At 49.6% G+C, this 20,324-nt stretch carries 14 protein-coding genes; 8 read left to right on the top strand and 6 right to left on the bottom strand.

Annotated elements, in window-relative coordinates; genetic code table 11:
- Nucleotides 1–117 precede the first annotated feature (117 nt).
- Entirely contained in the window at nucleotides 118–1,395 is a 1,278-nt protein-coding gene (locus IMY23_RS00425) for a sensor histidine kinase KdpD (RefSeq protein WP_192820152.1), read from the bottom strand.
- A 551-nt stretch (nucleotides 1,396–1,946) separates the two neighbouring features.
- Here IMY23_RS00425 and IMY23_RS00420 point away from each other — a divergent pair.
- A complete protein-coding gene (locus IMY23_RS00420) occupies nucleotides 1,947–5,186 on the top strand; it encodes a DUF3098 domain-containing protein (protein WP_225986360.1) in 3,240 nt (1,079 codons plus the stop codon).
- A 309-nt stretch (nucleotides 5,187–5,495) separates the two neighbouring features.
- On the opposite strand, the gene IMY23_RS00415 is transcribed toward IMY23_RS00420, so the two are convergent.
- Together IMY23_RS00415 and IMY23_RS00410 are read right to left on the bottom strand one after the other, a co-directional pair.
- Entirely contained in the window at nucleotides 5,496–6,137 is a 642-nt protein-coding gene (locus tag IMY23_RS00415; RefSeq protein WP_192820151.1) for a DsbA family protein, read from the bottom strand.
- Between the two features lie 142 nt (nucleotides 6,138–6,279).
- A complete protein-coding gene (locus IMY23_RS00410; protein ID WP_192820150.1) occupies nucleotides 6,280–8,535 on the bottom strand; it encodes a TonB-dependent receptor in 2,256 nt (751 codons plus the stop codon).
- A gap of 350 nt (nucleotides 8,536–8,885) precedes the next feature.
- Between IMY23_RS00410 and IMY23_RS00405 the strand changes: the two genes are divergently transcribed.
- The gene (locus IMY23_RS00405) at nucleotides 8,886–9,269 is read left to right on the top strand and encodes an endonuclease domain-containing protein (RefSeq protein ID WP_192820149.1); all 384 of its coding nucleotides are present in this window, start codon (nucleotides 8,886–8,888) and stop codon (nucleotides 9,267–9,269) included.
- 424 nt (nucleotides 9,270–9,693) lie between these two features.
- Here IMY23_RS00405 and IMY23_RS00400 read toward each other — a convergent pair whose 3' ends face one another.
- The gene (locus IMY23_RS00400) at nucleotides 9,694–10,938 is read right to left on the bottom strand and encodes a DEAD/DEAH box helicase (RefSeq protein ID WP_192820148.1); all 1,245 of its coding nucleotides are present in this window, start codon (nucleotides 10,936–10,938) and stop codon (nucleotides 9,694–9,696) included.
- Nucleotides 10,939–11,207: 269 nt separating this feature from the next.
- On the opposite strand from IMY23_RS00400, the gene IMY23_RS00395 reads away from it, so the two are divergent.
- The 3 genes from IMY23_RS00395 (at nucleotide 11,208) to IMY23_RS00385 (ending at nucleotide 15,133) form a co-directional block, all read left to right on the top strand.
- Nucleotides 11,208–12,371: a DUF3800 domain-containing protein gene (locus tag IMY23_RS00395; RefSeq protein ID WP_192820147.1), complete on the top strand. Its 1,164-nt coding sequence runs from the start codon at nucleotides 11,208–11,210 to the stop codon at nucleotides 12,369–12,371.
- A 94-nt stretch (nucleotides 12,372–12,465) separates the two neighbouring features.
- Nucleotides 12,466–13,455, top strand: a complete 990-nt coding sequence (locus tag IMY23_RS00390; RefSeq protein ID WP_192820146.1) for a DUF4062 domain-containing protein — start codon at nucleotides 12,466–12,468, stop codon at nucleotides 13,453–13,455.
- Nucleotides 13,456–13,576: 121 nt separating this feature from the next.
- Complete coding sequence (locus IMY23_RS00385) at nucleotides 13,577–15,133, top strand: serine hydrolase (protein WP_192820145.1); 1,557 nt, start codon at nucleotides 13,577–13,579, stop codon at nucleotides 15,131–15,133.
- A gap of 177 nt (nucleotides 15,134–15,310) precedes the next feature.
- Here IMY23_RS00385 and IMY23_RS00380 read toward each other — a convergent pair whose 3' ends face one another.
- Together IMY23_RS00380 and IMY23_RS00375 are read right to left on the bottom strand one after the other, a co-directional pair.
- Nucleotides 15,311–15,691: an endonuclease domain-containing protein gene (locus tag IMY23_RS00380; RefSeq protein WP_192820144.1), complete on the bottom strand. Its 381-nt coding sequence runs from the start codon at nucleotides 15,689–15,691 to the stop codon at nucleotides 15,311–15,313.
- Nucleotides 15,692–15,879: 188 nt separating this feature from the next.
- Complete coding sequence (locus tag IMY23_RS00375) at nucleotides 15,880–17,391, bottom strand: hypothetical protein (protein WP_192820143.1); 1,512 nt, start codon at nucleotides 17,389–17,391, stop codon at nucleotides 15,880–15,882.
- 348 nt (nucleotides 17,392–17,739) lie between these two features.
- Between IMY23_RS00375 and IMY23_RS00370 the strand changes: the two genes are divergently transcribed.
- The 3 genes from IMY23_RS00370 to IMY23_RS00360 all read left to right on the top strand — a co-directional run bounded on the left by IMY23_RS00370 (nucleotide 17,740) and on the right by IMY23_RS00360 (nucleotide 20,260).
- The gene (locus IMY23_RS00370) at nucleotides 17,740–18,471 is read left to right on the top strand and encodes a hypothetical protein (RefSeq protein WP_192820142.1); all 732 of its coding nucleotides are present in this window, start codon (nucleotides 17,740–17,742) and stop codon (nucleotides 18,469–18,471) included.
- Between the two features lie 9 nt (nucleotides 18,472–18,480).
- Nucleotides 18,481–19,053 carry a hypothetical protein gene (locus IMY23_RS00365; protein WP_192820141.1) on the top strand — a complete coding sequence of 191 codons (573 nt, stop codon included), beginning with the start codon at nucleotides 18,481–18,483 and terminating at the stop codon, nucleotides 19,051–19,053.
- 88 nt (nucleotides 19,054–19,141) lie between these two features.
- Nucleotides 19,142–20,260, top strand: a complete 1,119-nt coding sequence (locus IMY23_RS00360) for a serine hydrolase (RefSeq protein ID WP_192820140.1) — start codon at nucleotides 19,142–19,144, stop codon at nucleotides 20,258–20,260.
- The last annotated feature ends 64 nt before the right edge of the window (nucleotides 20,261–20,324 follow it).

Below are 20,324 nucleotides of genomic sequence, written 5' to 3'. Positions count from 1 at the left end.
AGGGTTCATTTTCAAAATAGGGGCGAAAAACGGAAAAGAAAGCAAGGCGTGTGGAGGCAAGGCGGCTCTAGATCTCTACCATTCATTCCCCAACAATCATCAATGATCAATCAACAATTAAATAGGCAAAACCAACCTGAAACACGTTCCTTCCTGCTCCGCACTCTCTACCGTCACCTGCCCATGGTGGGCATCCATGATGGCTTTCACGTAGCTCAACCCCAGCCCGAAGCCTTTCACGTCATGCACATTGCCGGTGGGCACGCGGTAGAATTTATCGAACAGAAACTTCTGAAACTCCTTCTTGATGCCGACGCCGCGGTCTTTAATGCTGATTAAGACGCCCTGTTCCACGTCACGGGTGCTCACTTCAATGTCCGGGGCCTGGGGCGAATATTTCTCGGCATTGTCCAATAGGCTGTAGAGCGCATTGGCCACATGCAGGCTGTCGGCGTGAACCAGCGGCTGGGTGGCTTGCAAGTCTAGTCTAAGGTGCCCGACGCGCTGCTGCAGCCGGGGAGCCAGGTTGTCAGAAGTCTGTTGCAGGAGCGCGTGCAGGTCTACGGTTTCCTTTTTGAGCACCAGCTCGCGGCTTTCCATGGTGGCCATCTGCAGCACACGCTCCACCTGCGCACGCAGGCGTTCGTTCTCAGAATAAATCAGTTCGTGGTAGCGGGTGAGGCGTTCGGCGGGCAGGGTTTCGGCGCGTTTGCGCAGCACCTCGCTGGCCAGCCCAATGTTGGTGATAGGCGTCTGCAGTTCATGGGTGAGGTTGTTGATGAAATCAGTTTTGAGTTCAGCCAAGCGCTTTTCGCGCAGAATCTGCACCATGGTATACGCGAAGAACAGCACCACCACCAGCAAAGCGCCGCTGCTGTACCACCAGAATTCCATTTCCTTTAGAATAAACGAGGTCTTGGTAGGGAACACCACCGCCAAATTATACATCGGCGCAGAACCTTCCTTTTCATGTTTAATCACCGGCGATTCCTCTTGCGCAGCCGCCATCTGCCGGGTGGCCGGCACAAACCGCCCGAACATCAAGGTATCATCCAGACCATTGTACAACCCGAATTCATACGGTTCCTTCAGCTGCCGCTGAGCCAGTTGCTGCTGTAATAACTCAGCGGCCTGCGCCGGGTCTATCGGGGCGTTCAGCTCGGCAATGAAGTAGTTGGATGCCAGTTGCTGAATAGGTTTGGCCGTGGCGGGCGACTGTCCGTTCTGGGTCAGCAATTGGTCGGCCACATTGGTGAGCGCCACCTGCACGCTGTGGTTGAACGCCCGCTCCTGTGCACTGTAGGCCTTGGAAAGCCACACGCCCTGCGTACCTAGCAACGCCACCAGCGACAGGCTAGCCAGCACCAGAATGATTTGGATTTTCTTCCTGCTCATGGCTTAAAAGTACAGAATTTCCGGAGGCCTTCTATGTTATTAACATCTCATTAACATCTTTTTACAAACCGTTAACCTAGGTGCGTGAAGGAACAAGGTATGTTTGCAAGAGCCCCACCCCAACCCCTCCCCAACGGAGAGGGACTTTCTGGACAATACGTTTTCGGGCTCATTTTCAGAAATGAAGCCAAAAACGGAAAACGTGTGAAGCCATGAAAACTAACTCAAATAGTCACGCAATCCGTCCCCCTTTGAAGGGGGTAGGGGGATGACAAAGACGCCTCAAATAAGAAGAACGAAGCCTATGAAACGAAATCTCCCGCAAGTTTAGCGGCAGCGTAACTTGTGGGAATACACTTGGTCAGTTTATCAACTGACGTGAGTTTATAAACTCACAACTTGGAACACCACAAGTTACGCTGCCGCTAAACTTGCGGGAGAGAAATGATATAAATCCGCGCCATAGAAAAAACCTCAGCAAGAGTTATCATCCCCCTACCCCCTTCAAAGGGGGACGAAATGCGAGCTATCCAAATATTAAAAGCAAACCTATGACCACATCCACTAAAACCACGCCAGCAACAGCTTCAAAAACCACCTTTCTATTCAACAAACGCCAGTTCACTCCGCTGTTCATAGGCATGGGCTTGGTGGCGCTCGGTTTCCTCCTAATGGCCACCGATAGTCATCCGCAGGGCTACGGTTTTCAAGGGCTCACGCTGGCGCCGCTGTTGGTGATAACTGGCCTGGCCATTCCGTTTTGGGGCATTTTCAGGAAAAACAGCCCGAAAACGCATCAGCCGGAAAGCCCCTCTCCGCTGGGGAGGGGTTGGGGTGGGGCTTTCAACCTCCTCACCGGCTGGCTGGTGGCCTTGCTGGCGTTGGCGGTGTACGTGGTCACGCTGGAGCCCAGCACCAGTTTCTGGGATACCGGCGAGTTCATTGCGGCGGCCTACAAACTGCAGGTGCCGCACCCGCCGGGAGCCCCGCTGTTCCTGCTGATTGGGCGGCTGTTCACGCTGTTGAGTTTCGGTGAGGTGACCCAGGTGGCGTGGTGCATGAACCTGCTGTCGGCTATTTGCAGCGCGGGCACGGTGTTGTTTCTGTTCTGGAGCATTACACTTTTGGGACTACGTCTTATACCAATTTCGGCCGAAGGGCCTACAACTGCCCAACGCATTTTGCTCTTGGCCAGCGGTGCGGTGGGGGCGCTGGCGTTTGCGTTCACCGACTCGTTCTGGTTTAGCGCGGTAGAGGCCGAGGTGTACGGCATGTCGTCGTTTTTTACGGCCATTGTGGTGTGGGCGGCGCTCAAATGGCAAGCCGATACGCAGTTCCATAAACCGGAAGCTGACCGGTGGTTGCTCTTTCTGGCGTATCTGGTGGGACTGTCCATTGGCGTGCATTTGCTCAATCTGGTAGCCCTTCCGGCTTTGGCGCTGCTGATTTACTTCCAGAAATATACCCCAACTAAAATCGGGATTGTGGCGGCCTTGGCGGTGGGCGGCGCGCTGGTGCTGGCCGTGATGGAAGGCGTGATTCCGGGCTTGCCCAGTATGGCGGGTGCGTTTGAGGTGTTCTTTGTCAATAACATGGGGGTACCCTACGGGGGCGGTGCGGTTATCTTTCTGTTGCTGTTGGTTGCTGGAGTTGTCTTCGGACTGCGTTGGGCGAAGATACATCAGAAAGCCTTGCTGCATAGTTCATTGGTGGCGTTTATTCTAGTGTTGCTGGGCTATTCGTCTTACTTAATGGTGCCTATCCGGAGCGGCTACAATCCGCCTATTGACGAAAACAACCCCGAGAACATTCTGTCTTTTGTGAGTTACCTCAAGCGCGAGCAGTACGGGTCGAGGCCGCTGGTGTACGGGCCGCAGTTCAACGCGGAGGCGCAAACCTATGAAAACACCGGCAAGGTATTCGCGCCGAAAGACGGGAAATATGTGGTGGTAGACCAGAAGTTTGAGAGTGTATATGACGACAAGGACAAAAACCTGCTGCCGCGCCTGTACTCTGACCAGCCGGTGCACCTGCGGGCCTACCAACATTGGGTAGACGTACGGCCAGGGCAGAAACCAACCTTCGGCCAAAACCTGAGTTTCCTGTGGAACTACCAGCTGGGGCACATGTACTGGCGGTACTTCGGGTGGAATTTTATTGGCCGTGAGAGCGATGTCATGCATGCCGGCGTGCTGTGGCCCTGGGAAGGAGAGCAGGAAGTGCCGGAGCCAATGGCCAGCAGCCCCTACCGCAACCAATTTTTCATGCTGCCGTTTCTGCTGGGCGTTTTCGGGCTCTATTTTCAATTCAGGCGCAAAACCACAGACGCGCGGGTGGTGCTCCTGCTGTTTTTCTTCACCGGCGTGGCCATTGTGCTGTACCTCAACCAGCCGCCCTTGGAACCCCGGGAGCGCGACTATACCTTTGCGGGCTCTTACTACGCGTTCAGCATCTGGATAGGCCTGGGCGTGTTGGCATTGGCCGAAGGAGTTCGAAAACTGGTAAAATCTGCCATTACGGCGGCAGTGTTGGCTATTGTTCTGGCGCTTTCCGTACCAATCATCCTCATCGCTGAAGGCTGGGATGATCATGATCGTTCTGACAGGTACCACGCCTTGGAAGCTGCCAAAAACCTATTGAGCAGTGTGGCGTCCAATGCCATTCTGTTCACCAACGGCGACAATGACACGTTCCCGCTGTGGTATGCGCAGGAAGTGGAAGGTTTCAGGACCGATGTGCGGGTGCTAGTCATGACCTACCTCAACACCGATTGGTACGCCGAGCAGGCCATGCGCCCGCAGAACGCCTCGGCCCCGCTGCCTACCACCTTAGATTTGCCGCACTACGCTTTCAGCAAGAACAATTACCTGCCTTTTGTACCCAACCCCAGCGTGCAAGACAGCGGCATGGACCTGAACCAATACCTGAATCTGCTCCAACAAAACCACCCCGCCCTGCGAGTACAAACTCAAGACGGAAGAACCCTGAATGTGCTGCCCACTAAAAAATTAAGCCTGCGAATAGACAAGAATGCGGTTTTACAAGCTGGTTATGTATCACCAGAAAGGGAAAACCAAATACCAGCCGCCATAACCTGGGAACTGAAAACCGAGGCGCTGGAAAAAAAGCACCTGTTCATGCTGGACTTGCTTGCCTCCAACAACTGGCAACGGCCCATCTATTTCTCGGGTACTGGCGCAGAAACCGCTGAGCTGGGTTTGACTCCTTTTTTACAACTGGAAGGCCAGGCCCTGCGCGTGGTTCCGGCCCGTAACCCAGACCCGCAAGCTGAATTTTATGTAGACCGCGCCCGTACACACGAAAGCCTGATGAAGAATTTCCGGTTTACCGGTTTAGATAAAAGCGACCACCCGTATGAAGAGAATTTCGTGACGCAGGTGGTGCCGGGCTACCGACGGAATTTCGCGGAATTGGCGACGGCGCACCTGCAGGCCGGTGATGTGGCGCGGGCGCAGCACGTCTTGAAAACCTGCCTACAGAAAATCCCTGACCATGGTGCACCGCATAATTTCGAGAGCGTGAGTTTAGTGCTGCCTTTGGCGCAATCGGGATTTAAGCAAAAAGCAGGGGAACTGGCAGGTTTACTGGCCCGACGGTTTGAAGCGCAGCTTAATTATTACCGAACCCAACCTGCCTATTTTGACCGCGAAAAGCAATTGAATCTGTTCGGGCTGCAGAATCTGGTGCAGTCGGCCCACGCCAGCGGTTTGTCCAAGGCCAAGCAGTACGAGGAAATGTTTATGCGGGAGTACAATCTGTTGAGGCAATGAAACGATGGACTTTTAAGGATTCAGAAATAAAAAGACTAGTCCCCTTCCCTTTTTGTCATCTTGGAAAGATCTTGTGGGCAAGCTAGAAAAGCCAGTGGTAAACTCTAATTCAGTTTGCCACCAAGATCCTTTCAGGATGACAAAGTAACATGGCGCGGATTTACTTCAGTGACTTTCAAATTTTGGTTAGTCACGGAAGTAAATCCGCGCCATAGTTTACTTCTAAAGGCCTCTACTTCTATTGATGGGAGTTTTTAGTGGGAGTTATCAGCTTTTCGTCAAAATAAAGCTTCATATACCTTAAACAAATCAATACGGAATCTCCAGCGCCTGAAAAAGCCGTTCCTCTAGGTCGGCCAAGGTACTGAACCCGCGGGAAATCAAGCGCGGACCAAGCGGGTGCTCCAGGTACACACTGGGCAGGGTAGTCACGCCCAGTTGCTCTACCCGGCTGAACTCCTGGCGGGTTTGCTGATAAATTTCATCGGTCTCAAATACGGCCAGAAACAGGTTCTCAGAAACCCCGAAGGGCCGTACCACGTCCACCAGCACTTCGGGCCGACTGATGTCGCGGCGGTCTGCGTAGAAGGCAGAGTGAATGGCGCGCAGCACCTCCAGGGTAAGGCTAGGCCGCAAGTGCCTGACCGTCAAAATCGCCCGGCAGGCGGGCTCCGTGTCATACAGAATTTCCTGCTGCAGAAAAAAAGAATAGTCAAATGGCAGGTGTGATTTTTCCTGCACCCGGTGCCAACTGATGGCCAGCTTATCTTTCTCTTCCACGGTTAGCGGCGCCTGCGGATACGGCCGCAATCCACCCACCAGCACCTTCACCTGCAGCCTGCCAAACCACAGCGCGCGCAAACGGCGCATGACGGGCGTAAACCCATAGCACCAGGCGCACATGGGGTCTGTGACATACAAGAGCGAGGGAGTGGCAGGAAGCTGGGTCATAGGCGTATTAGGTTGGTGTACCTTCATCTACGAGGAACCACTCCCTTTTGGGTTCAGCATAAATACGTAAACCAACCGCGTGAATTACTGTTTTCGGGCTCATTTCTGAAAACGAGCCCGAAAACGGAAACTCAAACTTCCATTATTTAAACAAGCTGTACCGCAGCCCCAAAAACGTTCTGATGCCTTGTAAGGAACTGTAGTTGTAACTGGGGTCAAAGGTGTACCCGTTCGGGTTGGTGACAGGGTCATTGGCGGTTTTGTCAAACGGGTCAAAGGCGCGCATGATTGGGTCTTTGGGCACGAAGTCCAGCAGGTTTTTCACACCGCCAAACACTTCTATGCCATTCCCGAATTTCTTGGTCAGCTGCACATTCATGATGCTGAACCACGGTGAGTACTCCGGCCGGTAATCATTGGGCAGGATAGGCAAGCGCATAGGGCCGGTGAAGGTACCAGTGAAATCAATCACAAACTGCCCCGGAAACGTGTAGCCCACCAGGAAATTCCCCGACCATTCCGGTGCGTGCAACTGCTGCTTTTTCACTAATGGTCCCTCTCCTTCTGCTGCTTCTTTCTGGTACACCTGCATGTAGGTCACGCCTGCCTGCACCTTCAACGGAATATAAAAAGACAGCTCACTGTTCACAGAAACACCTCTGGAAATGGCGTGGCCGCGCAGGTTGCGGTAGATGATCTTGTCTGGGTCCGTGTCGAAGTCGCCGATGATCTTGTTGCTGAAATAGGAGTAAAACCCGGTTACATCTACCGTTACTAAGAACGGTTCCAGCGGTGCTTGCCACACGTAGTTCAGGTTGCTGTTAAGGGATTGTTCCGGATTCAGTTCTTCAGGCACTTCCACCTCGCGGGCACCGGTGAGGGCGGCATGGTCTTCGGTGAACAGGCTCACCACGCGGTAACCCGTCCCGAAGCTTCCCCTGAACGTATGCTGCGGGCTCGGCGACCATTTCAACGCCACCCTGGGCGACTGGATGTGCCCGTGCCGTTTGTCATAGTCATAGCGGTAGCCTAGTAGGAGTTTGTGTTTCTTCGTGAGGCTCCATTCATCCTGCACAAACAGCCCAGGCAAGGGCGTAGTAGCGGGCTGATTCTCCCCTTGCGTATTGGCCGTACCAACCGTGTTGTCATCATAATGCGTGTACCTAAAAGAGCTGCCTACCAACAAATTGTGACTCAACCCTATCTGCTTGTCCCAGTACACTTGCCCGAAGGCCACGTACTGGTCCGCGTGAAACGGCATGGTACCGTAGAAAGAATTCTGTTTGTGCCCGTTAAGTGAGAGCTGCGCCATAATTTTCTCCCGAACCGGCAACTGGTACATGCCAATCAGTTCCCAGCGTTTGGTGTAGATGCTTTCACCGTACACCTGGTCTGAGCCGCGGTCTGCTTTCGTCCAATTGGTCTGTCCGCCCCAGCGGTCTTCGTAGACATAGCGTGCCGCCATACTAGCCTGCCGGTTCTCCTCCCGCTCAAAATCCCATTTATTGAACACCGAGATGCGTTGCTGCAGGGTGAGGTCTGTAAAGCCGTCTTCGTTTTTGTCTACCTTGTTCTGGAAGTGGAAGTAATTGATGCCCAGTAACCCGTGCGCCTTGCCTGCTTTCACTTTCAACCCTACGTCTGTACTCAGTTCCTGCCAAGACGTGGCGAAGACTTCGGCACTGACTTTGGGAGCTTTCAGGGCGCTCTTGGTAATCACGTTGATAATGCCGCCCATGGCCTCTGACCCGTACAAAGAGGCCGCCGGGCCTTTCACCACTTCCAGCCGTTCTACCAAACTGTTCGGGATTCCGTTGAGACCGTACACGGTGGCTAAGCTGCTGACAATGGGCATGCCGTCAATCAGAATCAGCGTGTAGGCGCCTTCCATTCCGTTGATGTGAATGTCGCCGGTGTTGCACACGTTGCAGTTGAGCTGGGGCTGCACGCCGTTAATCATGACCACCGCCTCAAACAAAGTAGGCGTCGGGTTTTTCTTGAAATAGCTGGGCGTGTAGACTTCCACGGGCACCGCACTTTCCAGACGGCTGATTTCCTTCATGGTGCCAGTGACCACCACTTCACTTAACGCGCCCTGCGTTGGTCTTAAGGAGATGGCATAGCTGGTTTTTCCCGCTTGAATGGAAACTGTGTCATTTCGGTAGCCCAGGAAAGAGACCACCAGCTTTTGGTTTTGAGCAGACCCTGGAACAGACAGCTTGAACCTTCCTTTTTCATCGGTCATGGTGCCATTGGTAGTTTCCAGCAGGCGTACTGTGCAGAAACCCAGCGGCTCCAGCGTCTGCCCATCTTTCACCGTGCCGGAAATGGAAAGGCTCTGGGCTAAAAGTTGAAAGGGTAATAGTATGACAAAGAGAAGCAGTATTTTTCTATTCATAAATAATAAAGCAAGTCACAATAAATATTTAGACAAACCTAAACATTTATTACGATTGATTTATACTTATGTTTAGAGAAGGTTTATAGTGAATGAATTTCAGGGACCCAATTAATCTTAACATGCTCTAGTTGTGGCATAAAGCTAGAGTAGGAACCCACCCCTAACCCCTCCGAGGAGGGGAATTTCTGGTATTGGCATTAATGGAATCAAGGGTCTCTCAATATGTATTTTGCCGAAAAAATCTAATTCAAAAGAAGTAGCACTTAAATTCATGGAAGAACCTCACCAACAGTATGAACTATTCCCCTCCTCGGAGGGGTTAGGGGTGGGTAAAAAGACGCCCGCCCATGCGCCGAACCATCATTCCCTACAAGCCCTATCTAAAAGAACTGGCTAAAAAACTCAGACAGAACAGTACGTTAGCTGAGATTCTTCTTTGGGATGTACTGAAAAATAAAGGAGTGCTCGGCCTTGACTTCGACCGGCAGAAACCCTTGGACAGTTACATTGTGGATTTCTATTGCAAGGAGTTACAATTGGCCATTGAGATTGACGGCGACAGTCATGACTACACTTTTGAAGAAGATGAACTTCGGCAACAACGGTTGGAGAGTCTGGGCGTGCGCTTACTCCGGTTTACTGATGAAGAAGTAAAGCAAGACATGGGCAATGTGCTGCGTACAATTGAGATTTGGGTGGAAGAGAAGAGGGAACAAAAAAAGCCTTTATGACCTCCTGTTGTAAGAACCCACCCCTACCCCTCCGAGGAGGGGAGTATCGGGAATGCGTGGAGGTAAAGTGGAAACATGAAAGTTGGCTTTTGGTTTTACTCCAATTAAGAACTTCACTCTTGCGGAAAATAGTACCAATACAATTAAGTCAATCAATTAGGGAAGTTCACTTCAACCTATTTCCAGATCAAACCTTCTTAATCAACCATTCCTAACCAACCTCACCTAAAAGCAAAATACCACCAACACCCTTTCCCCAATACCCCATAAAAACGAAGCAACTCCCCTCCTCGGAGGGGTAGGGGTGGGTTCCTACGCATTGCCCCAAAACAAAAAAATCCCGTTTTCGGCCTCATTTCACAAAACGAGGCCAAAAACGGGATTCCAAAAAGCCCCTCTCCGTTGGGGAGGGGTTGGGGTGGGGCTACTTCTTCTTAGGCTTCTTCTTTTTCTTGGGGGCGTTCTCAAATTCCTCTACTTCTTTCAAAAGCGCTTTCAAATCTGGCTTTACCTCGGCAGAGAAGTCAATGGTGGCGGAGTAGTCGTTTTTCTCAATGTCCAGCACTTTGATGGGTTTGCCCAGGTACTCTTCAATCACGTCTAAGATGGGTTTTTCCTCTGGGCTGCAGAACGACACAGATTTGCCTTTGTGGGTGCCGCGGCCGGTGCGGCCTACGCGGTGCACGTAGTTTTCGGGGACGTCTGGCAGGTCATAGTTCACCACGTACTCCACCAGCGGGATGTCAATGCCACGCGAACTCACGTCGGTGGCAATCAGGACGGTCACGTCGCCTTTCCGGAAGCGGTTGAGGGCGGCCAGGCGGTCTACCTGTTCTTTGTCGCCGTGCAGGGTTTCGGTTTTGATGCCCACGCGTTCCATGGCCAGGTGCACGCGCTCGGCTCTGACCTTGGTACGCACGAAGACCAGTATCTTCTTGCCTTCGTTCTCTTTGATGACGCGCTCCAGAAAGAAGCGTTTGTCATCCATGCCGATGTAGGCCACCGAGTGGTCCACGTTCTTAGATACGGGGTCTTTGGGCGAAATCTGGATTCTGATGGGTTTGGTCACCAGCGAGTACGCCAGGTCTTTGATGTATTCATTGATGGTGGCCGAGAAAAACAGCGTCTGCCGCTTGCGGGGCAAATGGCGCAGCACGTCTCTAATGTCTTTGATAAAGCCCAGGTCCAGCATGTGGTCGGCTTCGTCTAGCACCAGTATCTCTACGCGCTCCAGCCTGATGTGGCCTTGGCTCACCAGGTCAAACATACGGCCGGGCGTGGCCACCAGCACATCAATGCCGTCTTCCAGTTTAGAAATTTGCGGCGCCTGCTCCACCCCGCCAAACACGGTCATGGTTTCTACGCGGGTGTGTTTGCCCAGCGTGTGGAAGACTTCGGTGATTTGGATGGCGAGCTCACGGGTGGGCACCATGACCAGACACTTAATGCCGTCTTGCCGCGCGTACTGCTTGCGTTCATGCAGCATGTGCAGCACGGGTATGGCGAAGGCCGCCGTCTTGCCCGTTCCCGTCTGGGCGATGGCCAGCACGTCTTCGCCCCGCAGAATGGGCGGTATGGCCTTGAACTGAATGTCTGTGGGTTTCTTGAAGCCCAGTTTGTCCAGGGCTTTCTTAATGGCGGGGTTGATGGAGTAATCGTCGAATTTCATGGGCGCACGGGTGTCGGTGGAGGGAACCGAGGTTCAAAGCGTTTCGCCTTGTACGGCGTACCGGCAGAAACTTCTACAAAGGTGCGATTTCTTTCTGGGATATGCAGGGGGATGTGGTGGTTTGGGAAGTGGTAATGCGTTTTTGGGCTGGTTTTTGGAAATGAGGTGGAAAATAGAGTGGAACATTATATATTGAACATTGAAAATAATATTTAATATTAAAAGTGTATAACGATTTATTGTGTTAAGAAAATTTTAAAAGTTGAGAATTGAAAAAAGCAAAAATTTATATTGATGAATTTGGGAATACTCACTTAGACTTATCAAAAGGTGGGACATTCAGCCATTTTGTTTACACTTCTGTTATAATTTCAGAGGACAATGAAGAAAAGGCACGGTTACTTCGAACCGAAGTTTGCAAGAAATTCAAATTAGGGCCTGACATAAAATCAAACAATCTTGGGGATAAAAAATATTTCTACAAACGTTTAGATATTCTTAAATATCTAGTTGAAAATTTAGACTTTACAATTGACGTACTTGTAATTGACAAGAAACATATTGATCGTGAAGATGGAGGGCTTAGATTCAAGAAAGTGTTTTATAAATACTTTCAAAAAATTTTTATAACAAAATACAATCAACTTTATGATTCTTATGATATAATTCCTGATAAAGTAGGTGAAGAATTCGCGAGTGAACTTGAATTATTTGTTCGAAACCAAGCAGTTTTCCTCGACTTATTCAATCAAGATAGAACATATAAAATCTCTGATGATATAAAAGGTGAAAAACTTATACAGTTAGCAGATATTATATCTGGCTCAATAGGAAAAATATACTGTACAAGTCATGCGAGCGAAAGAATGGAGGATATATTTAATATTATACATTCAAGATTATCAGTACAACATTTTCCTTATAAATCAAATTACGAAATTAAAACTTCAGAAAAGGATAGAGAAAAAGATGTACTAATAAGAAGGTTAAGTCAGGACATAATTGAAAAATACGTAAAGTCTACTGAAGGCAAAACTGAAAGTTTAGGTCTTAACTTAGTAGAATATTTAGCGATTCAAAATAGAATGGATCCTAGGCGCTTAGTACCCAGTTATGAAATATTAACCTATTTACGTCATTTCAACCCTAATTTAACAGACGACAAATTAAGATCGACTATTCGGGATTTGAGATACAAGGGACTTTTTATAATTAGCCATAAAGGTCAGCCAGGTTACAAACTAGCCAGCAGCTATGATGATATTATAGAACATTTTAATCATTTTATGAGATATGTTCTTCCTATGTTAGAAAAACTTAAAGCCATAAATGAGAAAATGACTAATTCATCATTTAATGAACTAAACCCTTTAGAAAAAGATGCAAGATTCCAATTGGTTAAAAACTTAATAGGACAAATTAAGAGCAACTAACTTCTTGTCTCAATTTATTATCAACTTTGGCCACTTGATTTATTTAACCTCTTTCTACCATTGCAAGAAAAACACTAATAAACAATAAAGAATAATGAGAAAAACAGTTTTTATTTCATCTACATACTTAGATCTTAAAGAAGAAAGAAAAAAAGTTTGGGACAGCCTTGAAAAGTTTGATGTCGCTGTTAAAGGAATGGAGCAATTTGGGGCGAGAAAAACAACTCCTTTAGAAACTTGTTTGGCAGAAGTTGAGCAGTCAGACATATATGTAGGAATTATTGGGATGAGGTATGGAAGCGAAGAACCTAATTCAGAAAAATCTTATTCTCAATTGGAATATGAAAAAGCAATCGAACGAAATTTAGAAATACTAATCTATCTAATAGACGAAGAAAATTCAACAGTAAAGCCTAGTCTTATTCAATTCGACAAAATTCCTAAGCTGAATAACTTCAAAGCAATACTAAAAGAAAAACATACAATTGATACATTCTCAAATCCACAAGATTTAGTTTCTAAACTCCAAAGACAATTTTCGGAATATCTTACGCCGAAAAAAGAAGCAATCATTGAGAATGAATATGATAATACAAAAAAAATTCTTGATTTATTTTTTTTGGCTCCTGCAATCTACTCGGGCAGGGAAATTAAACTAAAGGTTAAATTTACCGGAAAACCAAAACCAGTTTCTAAAGCTATTTGTCAGAATTTTAATTTTGAGTTTGGAAAGACTATCGTAAATCAGATATCCGTGCTTTTCCCGGTTTTTGAATTCAAAAACTTTAAATACATATTTATTGAATTTAGGCATTTAGAGGATTTCATAGCTTTAGACAAAGAAATAGAATATGAAATTTTCGCAAATATTTTATTTAAAGATGAAAAAGTCACCTCACTTACAACAGATTTTAGAGACAGGATTGAGAGAGTATATGATGAAAATTATTACGGAGTTCAAGATGAATACTATGATCAAGAACCACCAGAACCATATTATGACATTTTGAGAATTGGTGACGGACAAATTGCCTTAACTCTTAAAGATATTAAAGAGCAAGAAACTGCAAGCTATAAACATTAATCAAAAAATGGTTTAACTGTTATATTTATCATCAAAGGTTATGCTTGATTGAGACAATTATATATTCCTAATTACTACATTTAGATAACTTCAAACCATTACTAATTTATCGCCATCCAAAATGAAACCCCTCCTTCTCACCCTCTTCCTCCTCACAACCACCACCTTCGGCTTTAGTCAAGGGTTGACCAACGCGCAGATAGACGAGTTGGCGCAGCGCACCATGCAGGCGTTCAACGTGCCGGGCCTAGCGGTGGGCGTAGTGAAAGACGGGAAAGTGGTGCACGCCAAAGGCTACGGGGTACGGAGTTTGAACAGCTGGGAGAAAACAGATGAACACACGCGCTTCGGGATAGCCTCTAACACCAAGGCGTTCACGGCCACGGCGCTGGGGCTGCTGGTAGATGCGGGCAAACTGACCTGGGATGACAAGGTGCAGGACTATATTCCGGAGTTCAAGCTGTACAACCCGTACGTGAGCGAGGAATTCACCATCAGGGATTTGCTCACTCACCGCAGCGGGCTGGGGCTGGGCGCCGGTGATTTAATGCTCTGGCCAGACTCCTCAGATTTCACGCTCAAAGACATTATCCATAACCTGCGCTACCTCAAACCCACGTCGTCTTTCAGAACCAAGTATGACTATGACAACAACCTCTACCTGGTAGCCGGCGAAGTGGTGGCCCGCGTCTCTGGCAAAAGCTGGGAAGCCTTTGTGGAAGAACGCATTCTGCACCCCGTGGGCATGACCAATTCGGGCGCCACCTACTACCGCCTCAAAGACAAAACCAACGTGATTGACGGCCACGCAGCGGTGGAAGGCACCGTGAAAGTAGTGGCCCGCCACCAATCTACCGTAGACGCCGCCGCCGGAAGCATTTACAGCAGCGTAGCAGATTTAAACAAATGGGTGCAGGTTCTCCTGAACCAGGGCCAACTGCCCAACGGCCAGCAATTGATGTCCAAAGCCGTGCACCAGGAACTCTGGACACCCCAGACCTTAATGCCGGTGCGCAGCCCGGGGCCGTACAACACGCATTTTGCGGCCTACGGCTTGGGCTTCAGTATCTCAGACGTAAAAGGCTACAAGCAACTCAACCACACCGGCGGGCTGGAAGGCATGGTCACCCAAATCACTATGATTCCGGAATTGAACCTGGGTATTGTGGTCTTGACCAACCAGCAGGAAGGCGGCGCGTTCAGGGCCATTGCCGACCAAATCAAAGACAGCTACTTCCAGATGACCGGCACCGACCGCGTGACCCAATACGCCCAAGCCCGCCAACAAGCCCTTGCCAACGCCGGAAACGTGACCAGCGCCATCTGGAAAGACATTGCCACCGCGCAGAAGCAGCAGAAAAAGAACCCAGACTACAGCGCTTATATAGGCACCTACCGTGACCCTTGGCTGGGCGAGGTGACTATTTCCCTCAAAAACGGCGGGCTCTGGTTTGATTCCAAGCGGTCGCCCAAGCTCACCGGCCAACTCTTCGCCTACAGAGGCACCACCTACGTAGTCAAATGGAAAGACCGCAGCCTAGACGCTGACGCCTTCGTGAATTTTTCCCTGGACACCCAAGGCCGCGCCGCCGGCATGACTATGAACGCCATCTCGCCGCTCACAGATTTCAGCTATGATTTCCAGGATTTGAATTTTACCAGAACTGCTCCTAATTAGGAATTGAGAATTAGGAATTAGGAATGATGAAGACGAAGCAGCCCGCGTTCCGTTTTTGGCTTCGTTTTGGGAAATGAGCCTGAAAACGGAAAATTGTTGTTGTTGGTTGTTGATTGCTTTTTGGAATAGCGCAAATTCACCGTGGATTCTCCCCTTGAGGGGAGCGTAGAGGGGTGTTTACACAGGAGAGCATTTATTCTTGTTCTCTTCAATCCAATGGAAAATTTCGTCTAGCACATACCCAATTCTTCGCTTTACATCAATATCTTCAAACCTGAGAATTCTCACACCATACGCTTTCAATTCCTCCTCCCGGTGGGAATCGTAATCCACTTTTTCATCATGGCTGTCACCGTCCACTTCAATGGCTAATTGCAATTCGTGGCTGTAGAAATCTACGATGTAGGTGAGCATTGGTACCTGTCGGTGAAATTGGAATCCCAGTTTTCTGTCCTTGATTTCCTGCCAAAGTAAAACCTCAGACAAGGTGCTGTTCTTGCGCATGTGTTTCGCTTTTTCTTTGAGGTCTTGCCGGTATGGAATGATTTTGTTGGGCATGAATGATTATACGAAATGCGTATTTGCAGGTGTAAACACCCCTCTGCGCTCCCCTCAAGGGGAGAATCTGCGTTTAGTAAGCTTTATCCTAAGAAGCAATCAGCTACTATCCATTAACAATTAGGCCCGTTTTCGGGCTCATTTTCAGAAATGAAGCCGAAAACGGAAAGATAACTTCGCTTTCTATTCTACGCCGTGGCCAATTCCAGCAGCACATCATAATAAGGCCGGTTTACCATTTTTGATTTGAGCCAGGCGTAGAAACTCATGGAAGGCAGGTCTTCCTGTTGGTTGGCTTCAAAGTCAAGGCTTTCCTCTACCTGTTGCAGAAACGCTTTTTTGGAGGCCACATCTGGTTGCAGGAAAAGTTGCTCCAGGAGCAGCAGGAACATGAAGGCGTTTTTGTAGAGCGGCTGTTCCAGCACATCGGCGTAGTGGCGCTTGATCCCTTTGATCTGTTCCAGGGCCAGATCTGGGTTCCCGAACTCGTATTGAATAATCAACTCCCCCAGCTTTTTTTTGAGCACCCACTCGCGGCCCATCAGTTTTTCGCACCACCGGTCTGAGCGGTTAATGTAGACCAGCGTGTTGTTGGCTTTCTGGAATTGGCCGCTGGCGAAGTACAGGAAACTGAGGCCCAACCTGGCCGTGAGCATATCACGGGGCTGCAACAGGTTGATCTTCGTTTTCAGCAAATCCTCTAAAGCCAGAATGGCCTGGGGCAGGTTTTTTAGAAAGGCTTCGTTGGCAGATTTTAAAAAAATGTATTTGGTATAGAAGGCGGCAAAATACGGCTTGGCCTCGTGCTGCAGGGCCTGGTGGAGGTCCTCTAAATACTGGTTTGACTTTTGGAATTTTCGGGTGCGGTACAATACGTGCGCGATCATGTACAGCAGGCTCACCTTGTAAAACTGCTGTGCCTTGGAGAACCCGTGCGTGGCCATGGCGTGTTGGTACTGCCCTAGAATATAGGTCTCAAACGAATAGAAATCTTTGGTGGCCAACACCGCGCTGCGCGTGATCTGCATGAGTTTGTACAACAAAGAAGGCCGTCGGCTGACCGCGTTGGTGAGGCCGTAGAGGTGCAGCACTTCTAGCATGGTGGCCTCAAACTGCAGAAACCTTCCCTCCTTTTTGGCCTGTTCTAACCGCTGGTAAATGAGGCTGCTGGCTATGTTGGCACGTTCGTCCTCGTCGGCGTTCTGTTTGTTGGCTTTCCATTTCAGAATGATAGCATTCAGGTCATCGGCGGCGGGGCGGTTGGCGTTTTCTATCTGCAGGTTATAGACGGCGTTCAGGAGTTCGCACTGTTCGTTCTGTTGGGCAATTTTCTCGGCTTTGCGCAGCATGTTCCAGGCCAGGCGGTCGGCTTGGGCGTCAAAAAGGTACTGGGCCAGAGAGAGCAGGCCCATGACGGTAGAGCTGGCGGTGGGGTCCTCGGCCATGCGTTTAAGCATGATGAACTCGGTGAGGTGCTGCATGAGCCGCTTGCGCAGGGCGTAATAGGCGGTGTTGTTGGGATCCTCAGGGTACAGTTTTTGGATGAGCTCCTGCGGCGGGTATTTTTTCTTCTGCAGCAGCAGCTTGAACAGCTCCACATCTTTGCGGTTCTTCTTCTTTTTAAGTCGCTGCATGAACTGCACAAATTCCCGCGCATCTTCTTCTGAAAGCGTTTCAATGGTAGTCTTCAGGTCATCCATATGGCAGAAAGGCGTTGGCGTTATTAATGATTAGGTAACAGGATTTTTGCAGAGACATACGTTGCGGTTGGCAGGCATTCTTGTTCCAGGGAGGCAAGACGCAAGGTATTGCGTCTCTACAATAACCTACCCCAAGTTTAGCAGTACTGTAAGCCATTTTCCTCCTCTAAAGATAACCAAAATCTCAAATCCAAAAGTAATAATTCACAAATACACATCATTCATTATCAGACATTTATAGCATAAAATTCCAAATCAAAAAGTCTGATAACTTACAAACAAAGCTGCGAAGGGCTAGGCACGCGACCTACATTTGGTTACTTCTCACTGGAATTAACCTTTCAAGCCATGAAAAAACAATTACTCACCCTGTGTTTCAGTTTGTTGGCCTTGGGCACGTTTGCGCAGGACATCATCATCAAGAAAACCGGCGAAGAAATATCGGCCAAGGTTCTGGAGATTACCCCGGAGGTGATCAAGTATAAACGCTTTGACTACCCAGACGGGCCCACTATTTTCCTGCTGAAGCAAGAGGTTTTCATGGTTAAGTATGCCAACGGGCAAAAGGAAATTATCACGCCCGCGGCTACCGCCACGCCCTCTCCTACTACTACCGGCAATGCTACTTCAAACCCCTATGAAACCGAAACCAACCAGAACATTAAGCTGGGCGGCCCGCGTATTGGCTTCACGTTTATCACGGGTGACTTGGCATCAGAGTTAAAAGAGGAACACAGCATCTCGCCGTTTCTCACGCAGTTTGGCTGGCAGTTTGAGACGCGGGTGTTCACCACCTCCAGCGGTTTCTCTGGCCTGGCCGAGGTGATTCCGTTGGTGGCCGGCATGGAACAGGGCAAGTTTCTGCCCAGCGTGAGTGCGTTGTTCGGGTTTAGGGCGCCCAAGGGGTTTGAGCTGGGCCTGGGGCCAAATTTGTCTATGACCGGGTCGGCGCTGGTAGTGGCGGTGGGCACCAATTTTCAGTCAGAGGGCATCAACTTTCCGGTGAACCTGGCGGTGGTGCCCAACAAAGACGGCATGCGGTTCAGTCTGCTGTTCGGGTTTAATTCACGCACAAACTAGTTGGCGGCCATGAAAACGTTTATAGGTTGCCTTTTGCTGGTATTGGGGAGTTTGCTGGCCCAGGGCCAGGATGTTATCTTGAAAAACAACGGCGATGAACTGAAGGTCAAAGTTCTGGAAATCAACCTGAGTTACATCTTGTACAAACTGCCGGCAAATGGCTCAGACAGTGTGTTCCAGATCGGGAAAGCGGAAGTGTTCATGGTTTCTTATGCCAACGGGCAGAAAGACGTAATGTCCGCTTCAAATCCGGTAGCGGAAAGCCCGGCGCCAAGGTCTCCGGCAGAATTCACGTGGCTGGGCAGGCAAGACGCCCGGCGCTATTACAGTGGCAACAAGGCGCTGTGGGGCAGCATGGCCGCCTCCACCATCGGTTTTCTGCCGGTGCCCATTGTGGTGGCGGTGATGAAACCTAAAATGTCCCACGAGGCCGTTTCAGATGTGGTCTTGCTCGCCAACCCGGCGTATGTACGCGCCTACCAGAAACAGGCCCACCGCACCAAAGTGGGCCAAACGGCCTTAGGCACCGCGCTGGGGTTGGTCTGTTATGGATTGCTCATCAACGCTGCCGGCCCGCACTAGCGTTTTGGGGCTCATTTCCGGAAATGAGCCCCAAAACAGGAAAATAGCCCCAGAAATAGTATCTTAATCCTAAATTTAAAATGCGTCTATGAAAACCGGGAATGTGCGGGCCGTCTGGCTTTTGTGTCTGTTGTGTATGATGGCCTTGATGCCGGCCTGCCAGCTAAGCCGATTTGTGTTTTACAACTTCGCTGATATCACTGACCACAAGATTTTCCCGGCGCGCCCGCTCACGGCCAGCCCCACGCCGTTCAGGTTTCAAACCACAGCTTCGCCCAAAGCACCCAAGAAAATCGTCCCCCCCGACGGCCCGGAAATGGATATAGACGCGTTTTTGGCCCAGAACAAAACCGTGGCGTTCCTGATCATCAAGAATGACACCCTTCAGTATGAAAAATACTTTAACGGCTATGAACAGAGCAGCGTGGTGGCCTCCTTTTCCATGGCCAAATCAGTAACGTCTATGCTCATTGGGTGCGCGCTGGAAGACGGTTTCATCAAATCTATTGACGAACCGATGACCAATTACCTGCCCGAGCTCAAGAAAAACGGACTGGAGAAGGTCACCATCAAACACCTGTTGCAGATGACCGCCGGCATTAACTTCAATGAAAGTTACGTGAACCCGTTTGGGGACGCGGCCAGCTTTTACTACGGTAGGCATTTGCGCAAATACATTAGGGAAATGAAACCCAAATCAGCGCCAGGCCAGGAGTTTGACTACGTTTCGGGGAGTACGCAGCTGCTGGGCGCGGTGCTGGAACAGGCCCTGCCCAACAAAAACGTGACGCAGTATTTACAGCAGAAAATCTGGGCCCCGCTGCAGATGGAATATGACGCCAGCTGGAGCTTAGATAAAAAGCATGAGGGCCTGGAGAAAACCTTCTGCTGCCTGAACGCCCGCGCCCGCGACTTCGCCAAACTGGGAAGACTTTACCTCAAGCAAGGCAACTGGCAAGGAAAACAGGTGGTGCCCCAGGCATGGGTCAAAGAGTCCACCAAAGTAGACACCTCCAACGGCAGCGCCTGGCACTACCAATACCAGTGGTGGCTCCCCAGCAAGTCTGGCGATTACATGATGCAGGGCATTCTGGGGCAGTTTGTGTACGTGAACCCCGCCAAAGACCTGATCATAGTGCGCCTGGGCGAAGACCACGGTAACGCCAATTGGCCCCACATTTTCATGACCATTGCCGCCTCTTACTAGCGTTTTGGGGCTCATTTCTGGAAATGAGCCCCAAAACACAGGAGTTTTCAAAGTTGAATTTCGA

Origin of the sequence: Rufibacter sp. LB8 (assembly GCF_014876185.1) — a bacterium.
In the GTDB taxonomy this organism is placed as follows: Bacteria; Bacteroidota; Bacteroidia; order Cytophagales; family Hymenobacteraceae; genus Nibribacter.
The sequence above is the reverse complement of the archived record's forward strand: the minus strand, read 5'-3'. Positions and strand labels throughout refer to the sequence as shown.

What these genes read in the sequence shown, in the direction of transcription:
- IMY23_RS00425 (WP_192820152.1), bottom strand. Translation starts at nt 1,395, where the DNA reads ATGAGCAGGAAGAAAATCCAAATCATTCTGGTGCTGGCTAGCCTGTCG.
- IMY23_RS00420 (WP_225986360.1), top strand. Translation starts at nt 1,947, where the DNA reads ATGACCACATCCACTAAAACCACGCCAGCAACAGCTTCAAAAACCACC.
- IMY23_RS00415 (WP_192820151.1), bottom strand. Translation starts at nt 6,137, where the DNA reads ATGACCCAGCTTCCTGCCACTCCCTCGCTCTTGTATGTCACAGACCCC.
- IMY23_RS00410 (WP_192820150.1), bottom strand. Translation starts at nt 8,535, where the DNA reads ATGAATAGAAAAATACTGCTTCTCTTTGTCATACTATTACCCTTTCAA.
- IMY23_RS00405 (WP_192820149.1), top strand. Translation starts at nt 8,886, where the DNA reads ATGCGCCGAACCATCATTCCCTACAAGCCCTATCTAAAAGAACTGGCT.
- IMY23_RS00400 (WP_192820148.1), bottom strand. Translation starts at nt 10,938, where the DNA reads ATGAAATTCGACGATTACTCCATCAACCCCGCCATTAAGAAAGCCCTG.
- IMY23_RS00390 (WP_192820146.1), top strand. Translation starts at nt 12,466, where the DNA reads ATGAGAAAAACAGTTTTTATTTCATCTACATACTTAGATCTTAAAGAA.
- IMY23_RS00385 (WP_192820145.1), top strand. Translation starts at nt 13,577, where the DNA reads ATGAAACCCCTCCTTCTCACCCTCTTCCTCCTCACAACCACCACCTTC.
- IMY23_RS00380 (WP_192820144.1), bottom strand. Translation starts at nt 15,691, where the DNA reads ATGCCCAACAAAATCATTCCATACCGGCAAGACCTCAAAGAAAAAGCG.
- IMY23_RS00375 (WP_192820143.1), bottom strand. Translation starts at nt 17,391, where the DNA reads ATGGATGACCTGAAGACTACCATTGAAACGCTTTCAGAAGAAGATGCG.
- IMY23_RS00370 (WP_192820142.1), top strand. Translation starts at nt 17,740, where the DNA reads ATGAAAAAACAATTACTCACCCTGTGTTTCAGTTTGTTGGCCTTGGGC.
- IMY23_RS00365 (WP_192820141.1), top strand. Translation starts at nt 18,481, where the DNA reads ATGAAAACGTTTATAGGTTGCCTTTTGCTGGTATTGGGGAGTTTGCTG.
- IMY23_RS00360 (WP_192820140.1), top strand. Translation starts at nt 19,142, where the DNA reads ATGAAAACCGGGAATGTGCGGGCCGTCTGGCTTTTGTGTCTGTTGTGT.